The organism is Mesorhizobium sp. M7A.F.Ca.CA.002.05.1.1 (assembly GCF_003998335.1).
Lineage (GTDB): Bacteria > Pseudomonadota > Alphaproteobacteria > Rhizobiales > Rhizobiaceae > Mesorhizobium.
The window spans coordinates 1-7297 of sequence record NZ_RZQI01000239.1 but is presented as its reverse complement, the minus strand read 5'-3'; the positions used below and the strand labels follow the sequence as shown (position 1 = coordinate 7297).

Sequence of the window (7297 nt, the reverse complement as noted above, 5' to 3'; positions counted from 1 at the left end):
CGTCGAGAACCGCGCTGACGTTGACGGCACCGTTGTCGAATCCGATTTCTGCTGTACCGCCACCCTGGGTTGAACCAGACCCAGCGCTTGCAGCGCTTCCGCTTAGAACGCCCACTTTGAAATTGCCGATTTGACCGAAGGCGGACAAGTTGACGCCGAGTGACTTCATGGCGCTGCGTGAGACTTCGGCTACGCGCACGCTGAGGTTAACTTGCAGGGATCCAGCGACCTTGATGTTGTTGACGACTTGCGCTCCGTCGCCCAGATATTGCTCAGTGACTCTTTTTGCGGTGTCGGCGACCTCTGCGTCGGGCGCCGTCCCGCTAAGGATTGCGCCGCGCGGCGTATAGTTGACGCGGATGGGATAGTCGCCGACCTGCTCCCGCAACATGGCGCGTAAATCCCCGATCGGTTGCGTGACAACGATACGCAATTCGGCGAGAGGCTCGCCATTGCCATCCAAGGCGAATAGGCTGGTCCGCCCCGATTTCTTGCCAAAGACGAAGATTGTTTTGCTCGATGGCGCCTGAAAATCCGCGATCGTGGGGTCAGCAACAAAGATGGTCGTGGCTGGCCCGGGCAGATGAACGGTCTCCCCGAGCGAAGAGGAAAGGGTCAGCGTGGCGTTGATGCTATTCGAAGCCGCATGCGGCGGGCCTTTGTCCTGCTTGTTTTGCGCCGCGACACCAAGTGGGAAAGTCACAATAAGCGCGCAGAGGAGATGGCCCAGGTAACGGGGCACTGCAGGTCTTGTAACCTTGTTGGCGATCGCCCGCCAATTGAGCGCAGCGCAAGGATGTTGAAGGATCAGCAAAATAGATCTTCTTTCGATTCGACAAACTATGCGGACGAGGCGTCAGTCAATTCTAGGATGTAACCAATGCCTCGGATGGTCTTGATCCGTGGCGTTGCACCTGATCTGGTCAGATGTCCCCGTAAACGATAAATTCCGACTTCAAGCGCGTTGGCAGACACGTCGTCGTTGAATGAATAGAGGTGATCTTCCAATTGCGCACGGGGCACGATGCGGCCTGCCCGGTTAAGCAGGTGCTCTAGAACACAGAGTTCGCGACGTGCGATCATCATTGGGTGCCCATCAACGAAAACCTGGCGGGCGACCGGATCAAAGTCGAGATTGCCAAATACGAGCCTCAGGTCGGTCATCTGTGTCGCCCGGCGCAGAATGGCTCTCATTCTGGCAATAAGCTCATCGGTAGAGATGGGTTTGAGCAGAAAGTCGTCCGCACCACCGTTGAAGATCGCAATTCGCTTATCGAGATCGTTAAGGCTGCTCATAATGACGGCAGGAACTGAATGCCCGTGGGTCCTCAACTGCCTCAGCCAACCCAAGCCATCGCCATCTGGCAGAGCCAATTCCAGCAGGAGAATTTCATAGCTGGCGCAAGAAAATGCACTCGAAGCCAGTTCCAGAGTACCAACGACATCAACGACGAAGCCGCCATCCCCGAGCGCAAGTCGCATGGCGCGCGCAAGATCCGCATGATGATCCACGAGCAGCGTTCGCATTTCATCTCCTCTCGAAGAGGGACGGCCCATCGAACGCGTCACCGGCGGCCATCTGATCGGAGCACACGGCGCGCAACTCGTCGCAGCTCTCGGAACTGGTCCGAGTCGGAGGGACATGCAAGTCGCTCGGTGGCAATAGGCGCGGGTGAGGACCAACTGACGGGCTCAAATACGCCGGTCGGCGAACCCACGAGGCCAGCAACCCGCGTGCGATTTCTCGTTGCATCATCTCTCCTACGTGCAGCCCCTGCGCTCGCAAGGCAGCGTCGCGGCTCAGAGCCCGATTCCCACAGAGGGTAGGGTTAGCTTTCGAGAAACTGATTGAACAAATCGATTATTTGGATCGAATGCATCCACGGTATGGATGCAGCGCACCATCTTCAACGACTGCGGCGTCCTGATGCACTGTTGTGTCTGTCGTGCTCTGCTTTTTTCGCTGTCCTTCAAGGCTGGCGAGCCTGGTGGAACCTGCGCGTCATTGGCTTGGTAGCTTGAATGCTCAACAACGGAGCGCCCTGCGCAAAGCCGCTCTCATTTCCAAAAAGCCTTGCAATCTGGTTGGAGCACTTCGCGCTCGACACCAAAATAGGCGAGGAAAACTGACGTCTGACAGGGATGTACATGCAACAGCCGATTTGCGGCACCAGCAAACGACCGCGTTCAGGCTGAAGATCGACGACCAACGGCTCCTCGATTTCCGCACCGACCGCTTTTACAAGCTCTTCCTGTGCGGGCGGATGCCGGCAAACAGCAGCACAGGGTCAGCGAAACCGGGAGCGGGCCTGCTTGATCGCCATGATCACATTGCCGCTGTCGCGCGTGCGGAGCGGAATGCAATCGGTCCAGCCGGCGGCAATCCGGTCAGCACTATCGTCTGCACGAAGCTCCCTGACGAAGACGTGCCCGAATGCGCTCAACAAAGCCGGGCGGCGGATCTTTCCAATCGCCGAAGGTGCGGGCTGGCACCGAGCGGCGAACTGCGAACTCATTCCTGCCCGGCGGCGCTGGCCGCCGCGAGCGTCGATGCGGACCCAGCCGCTCCGAATCCTCCCACAACACGATGAGCGCGTCGCGGACATCGCTGCCGTAACAGCGGCTGCGGCTCTTGCCCGCAGACGGCCTCTGCTCACGACGGTTCATAAGACGGATCGCGCGCTTGCGAATAATAGCCGGTTACCGCCTCGAACTCATCCAGAATGCGCCGCTTGTCAACGCCGCAATAAAGCTCCACGATCGCCGCTTCACCGTGTCGCCATGCTGAGCCGCGCCATCCTTCCCCCGAACCGGAATGGCACGACCTGTCCATCCCCTTTGGAACAGGACACTATTGGTAACATTTTGCTTGAGGCAATGCGGCTCGTTGCCTTCCTTTTCGCTGACCGGAAGGGTACCGGAAGTCGTCTATCGCATCTTACCCGCTGAAAGCGGCAACACCTCGACCTCAATCGCAGATCATAGGAAATAGACGATCGCGTCGGGGCCTCAGCATCGGTTCACCGGGTTTCCGTCATCGACTGAAGCGAATTGCCCCATCGACCGTCACCGGGTGGGCCGCGATACGTCGCCGTATATGATTAGCGAGCGCACGTAGCGGAGCCATAGCTCTCCACCCAGCCATGTTCCCCTAGTTGGAAAATGTCCGGCGGACCAGAGGTGCTGTCGTCAGCTTTTCCTGAATAGCGGCCAAGGCAATCCCTACCAGTCCATCACCACCTTGCCGGAACTGCCGCTCTTCATCGCATCGAAACCGATCTGAAAATCGTCGATGCCGATGCGGTGGGTGATCAGGCCGGAGACATCCAGCGGGCCCTGCACCAGCGCGATCATCTTGTACCAGGTCTCGAACATCTCGCGGCCATAGATGCCCTTGAGATGCAGCATCTTGAAAATGACCTTGTTCCAGTCGATCTCGAAGCCGGTCGGCGCGATGCCTAAAATGGCGATCTTGCCGCCATTGTTCATGGCATCGATCATGTCGCGGAAAGCGGGGGCGGCGCCTGACATTTCGAGCCCGACGTCGAACCCCTCGGTCATGCCGAGCACCGGCATGACGTCGCGCAGCTTCTCCTTCGAGGCGTCGACGACATGCTGGACGCCGAGTTTCTTGGCTAGCGCCAGCCGCACCGGGTTGATGTCAGTGATGACCACTTTGCGCGCGCCGACGCATTGGGCGACGAGCGCGCCCATGATGCCGATCGGCCCGGCGCCAGTCACCAGCACGTCCTCGCCGACCAGATCGAAGGACAATGCGGTGTGGACGGCATTGCCCAAGGGATCGAAGATCGCGGCAATCTCATCGGGCACATCGTCGGGGATCGGCACAACATTGTGCTGCGGGATCGCCAGATACTCGCCGAAGGCGCCTGGACGGTTGACGCCGACGCCGAGTGTGTTGCGGCACAGATGCCCTCGCCCGGCGCGACAGTTGCGGCAATGGCCGCAGACGATGTGGCCTTCGCCCGATACACGCTGGCCGACCTTGTATTCGGTGACCGCGGCGCCGAAATCTGCGACCGTGCCGACGAATTCATGGCCGGTCACCATCGGCACCGGCACCGTCTTCTGCGCCCACTGGTCCCAATTGTAGATGTGCACGTCGGTGCCGCAGATCGCCGTCTTCTTGATCTTGATCAGCACGTCGTTGGGGCCGATCTCCGGCACCGGCACCTCTTCCATCCAGATGCCTGGTTCGGCCTTGGCCTTCACCAGCGCCTTCATCATGTTCGACATGCTTTTGTCCCTTGAATCTCTTGATCCGGAATCGCTTTTCGATTCCAGCCTTTCAGGAAATGACCCCGAGTTCGCGCCCGACGGCGGCAAACGCCTCGACCGCCCTGTCAATATCCGCACTGGAATGCGCCGCCGACATTTGCGTGCGGATGCGGGCCTGCCCTTTCGGCACCACCGGGAAGGAGAAGCCGATGACGTAAATGCCGCGCTTCAGCATGCGCGCGGCCATCTCCTGCGCCAGGCTGGCATCACCCAGCATCACCGGTATGATCGGATGATCGGCTCCGGCCAGCGTGAAGCCGAGCTTGCCCATCTGCGACCGGAAGCGCGCCGCATTGTCGTAGAGTTTGCTGCGCAGCCCATCGCCGTCCTTGATCAGTTCGAACACCTTGATCGAAGCGCCGGCGATCGCCGGCATGAGCGTGTTGGAGAAGAGATACGGCCGTGAGCGCTGGCGCAGCCAGTCGACCACCTGGCCTTTGCCCGAGGTGTAGCCACCGGAGGCCCCGCCAAGCGCCTTGCCGAGCGTGCCGGTGATGATGTCGACCCTGCCCTCGACGCCGCAATGTTCGGCCGAGCCGCGGCCGTTTCGGCCGACGAAGCCGACGGCATGGCTGTCGTCGACCATCACCATGGCGTCGTATTTCTCGGCGAGGTCGCAGACACCCGTGAGATTGGCGATGATGCCATCCATCGAAAACACGCCGTCGGTGGCGATCAACCGGAAGCGGCAGTCCCGGGCTTCCTTCAGTCGCGCCTCGAGATCGGCCATGTCGTTGTTGGCGTAGCGGAAACGTTTGGCCTTCGACAGCCGCACGCCATCGATGATCGAGGCATGATTCAAGGCATCCGAGATAATGGCGTCTTCCTCGCCCAGCAGCGTCTCGAACAGGCCGCCATTGGCATCGAAACAGGAGCCGTAGAGGATGGTGTCTTCCATGCCGAGGAAAGAGGAAATCGTGGATTCGAGCTGCTTGTGCTCTTCCTGGGTGCCGCAGATAAAGCGCACCGATGCCATGCCGTAGCCATAGCGGTCGAGCGCCTGCTTGGCAGCATTGCGCAAATCGGCGCTATCGGCGAGGCCGAGATAGTTGTTGGCACAGAAATTCAGCACCTTGTCGCCGCCGACCTCGATCTCGGCCGACTGCGTCGAAGTGATCACCCGCTCCGACTTGTAGAGGCCTGCCGATTTGAGCCCCGCGAGCTCGCCGTCGATGTGGGAGAGGAATGCTGCGGTCATGGTCGGCCTCGTTTGATGTGGGCTGACTGTCGTCTCGTCCGCGTGAAAAATCCATCGCAAAAACGACCGGATCGGTGGCAAGCAGCACGATGCCGCCCCGATGTCGATCATCATGCGGCGGCGGAAACGATGCCGCGACAAGGGTTCTGGCCGATGACCGCTCAAATGCCGGTACGGCGTTAAACGAGCCGATAACCATTTCGCGATCTTTCGACAGCCGCCCCTCGCCGGGCAGCCGTCGATTTCCGGTCCTGTTAACGTTTGCAGTTCAATGGTGCTCATACAAGAATCTTTAGGCAAGAATCCGTAGGCGAGAGGGCCGCCCCCGAAAATGTCGCAGCAGCCGGTGCAAACCGTTTCAGGCAAGCTCATACTGCTGATCAAGGCCGGCTATTGGCTGGCCCTGCTGATCATTGCGGCCATGGTGATCGCCTCCTTCATCCTGCTGCAGCAGATGATGGCCACCCAACAGCACAATCACACCTTGCTCGACATCGTCAGCACACAAAAGACGCTGTCGCAGCGCATCGTCTTCCTTGCCGGTGCAACGGGCGCCGGCTCACGCGACAAGCAACCGGCGCTGGTCAGCGCGCTCAAGCAGGCAACGGCGGAGTTCGAGACGAACTACGACCTGCTGCTCGATCAGACGGGAGCCGATCCGCAATCGCCGGCCAAGCTTGACCCGAAGTCGATCGAAAGCGTCCTTTTCGCCAAGCCCTTCCACCTCGACTATTTCTCGGTCGGGCTGATCGCCAATGGCGACCGCCTGATCTCGGCCTATGAATCGCAATTCAGCGGCAATGGCGGTTACAAGGGCGGCGACGAACGCGTCAATCTCGACGCCTCCGTCGCCAATGCGACCTTGTCGGGCTACGCCGCGCTTGGCCAGCGCATCACTGCCGACGCCGACGACCGCTCCGAGAAGCTGCTCGCTCTCCATCGCACGCTGTTCTACGCCACAATCGGCGTCATCATACTGGTGGCGCTCTTCATCTTCAGGCCGATGTCGAACGCCATCCTGCGCAAGACGCATGAATTGATCGACGCGCGCAATTCCATGGCCTTCATCGCGGTGCATGACGGCCTTACCGGCCTGCACAACCGCACGTTCCTGACCGATCATTTCGACACGCTGATCAAGGGAACGCACCGGCGTCGCGAACGCCTTGCCGTCGTCCAGCTCGATCTCGACCGATTCAAGCAGATCAACGATACGCTCGGCCACGCCGCCGGCGACTATGTGCTGGTCGTGACGGCACAGCGCATGCGCGATTCCTGCCGGGCGTCGGATCTGTGCGTGCGCCTGGGCGGCGACGAGTTCGTCATGATCCTCGGCGGCGCCGGCGGCACCGAAGACATCAATATGCTGGCGCGACGCATCCTGGCACATATCAACGAGCCGATCGTCTTCCAGGGCACGACCATTCTCCCAGGCGCCAGCGCCGGCATCGCGGTCTATCCGATCGACGCCGACAATGCCGGGGATTTGCTGGTCCACGCCGATCTGGCGCTTTACTCCGCCAAGAGGCTTGGCGGCGGCAACTTCTCCTTCTTCTCCGAGGAGCTGCGCCGCGAACTCGACTATCGCAAGCAGCTCGAGCACGACATCAAGGTTGCCATCGCCGAGCGGGCGTTCCAGGTCTATTTCCAGCCGCAGGTCTCACTGACCCACGGCACGATCAGCGGCATCGAGGCGCTGGTGCGCTGGAACCATGCGGAGCGCGGCATGATCCCGCCCGGCGAGTTCATTCCGGTCGCCGAGAAATGCGGCTTCATGCCCGAGATCGGCCGCATCGTCAT

Annotated in this window: 6 protein-coding genes; 2 read left to right on the top strand and 4 right to left on the bottom strand. The window is 60.3% G+C overall.

The window, feature by feature from the left end; genetic code table 11:
• Nucleotides 1-814 (bottom strand): pilus assembly protein N-terminal domain-containing protein (locus EN939_RS14400; protein WP_442919534.1); only part of this gene is annotated, 814 nt, incomplete at its 3' end.
• A 26-nt stretch (nt 815-840) separates the two neighbouring features.
• Nucleotides 841-1527, bottom strand: coding sequence for a response regulator (locus EN939_RS14395; protein ID WP_063169262.1), 687 nt, complete (start codon nt 1525-1527; stop codon nt 841-843).
• 635 nt (nt 1528-2162) lie between these two features.
• Between EN939_RS14395 and EN939_RS40045 the strand changes: the two genes are divergently transcribed.
• The gene (locus tag EN939_RS40045) at nt 2163-2591 is read left to right on the top strand and encodes a hypothetical protein (RefSeq protein ID WP_164749419.1); all 429 of its coding nucleotides are present in this window, start codon (nt 2163-2165) and stop codon (nt 2589-2591) included.
• A gap of 631 nt (nt 2592-3222) precedes the next feature.
• Here EN939_RS40045 and tdh read toward each other — a convergent pair.
• Together tdh and EN939_RS14380 are read right to left on the bottom strand one after the other, a co-directional pair.
• Complete coding sequence (gene tdh / locus EN939_RS14385; protein ID WP_127268537.1) at nt 3223-4257, bottom strand: L-threonine 3-dehydrogenase; 1035 nt, start codon at nt 4255-4257, stop codon at nt 3223-3225.
• A gap of 52 nt (nt 4258-4309) precedes the next feature.
• Entirely contained in the window at nt 4310-5497 is a 1188-nt protein-coding gene (locus EN939_RS14380; RefSeq protein ID WP_127268536.1) for a glycine C-acetyltransferase, read from the bottom strand.
• Nucleotides 5498-5828: 331 nt separating this feature from the next.
• Between EN939_RS14380 and EN939_RS14375 the strand changes: the two genes are divergently transcribed.
• A partial coding sequence (locus EN939_RS14375; protein ID WP_164750992.1) for a putative bifunctional diguanylate cyclase/phosphodiesterase occupies nt 5829-7297 on the top strand: 1469 nt, incomplete at its 3' end.

What these genes read in the sequence shown, in the direction of transcription:
- EN939_RS14395 (WP_063169262.1), bottom strand. Translation starts at nt 1,527, where the DNA reads ATGCGAACGCTGCTCGTGGATCATCATGCGGATCTTGCGCGCGCCATG.
- tdh (WP_127268537.1), bottom strand. Translation starts at nt 4,257, where the DNA reads ATGTCGAACATGATGAAGGCGCTGGTGAAGGCCAAGGCCGAACCAGGC.
- EN939_RS14380 (WP_127268536.1), bottom strand. Translation starts at nt 5,497, where the DNA reads ATGACCGCAGCATTCCTCTCCCACATCGACGGCGAGCTCGCGGGGCTC.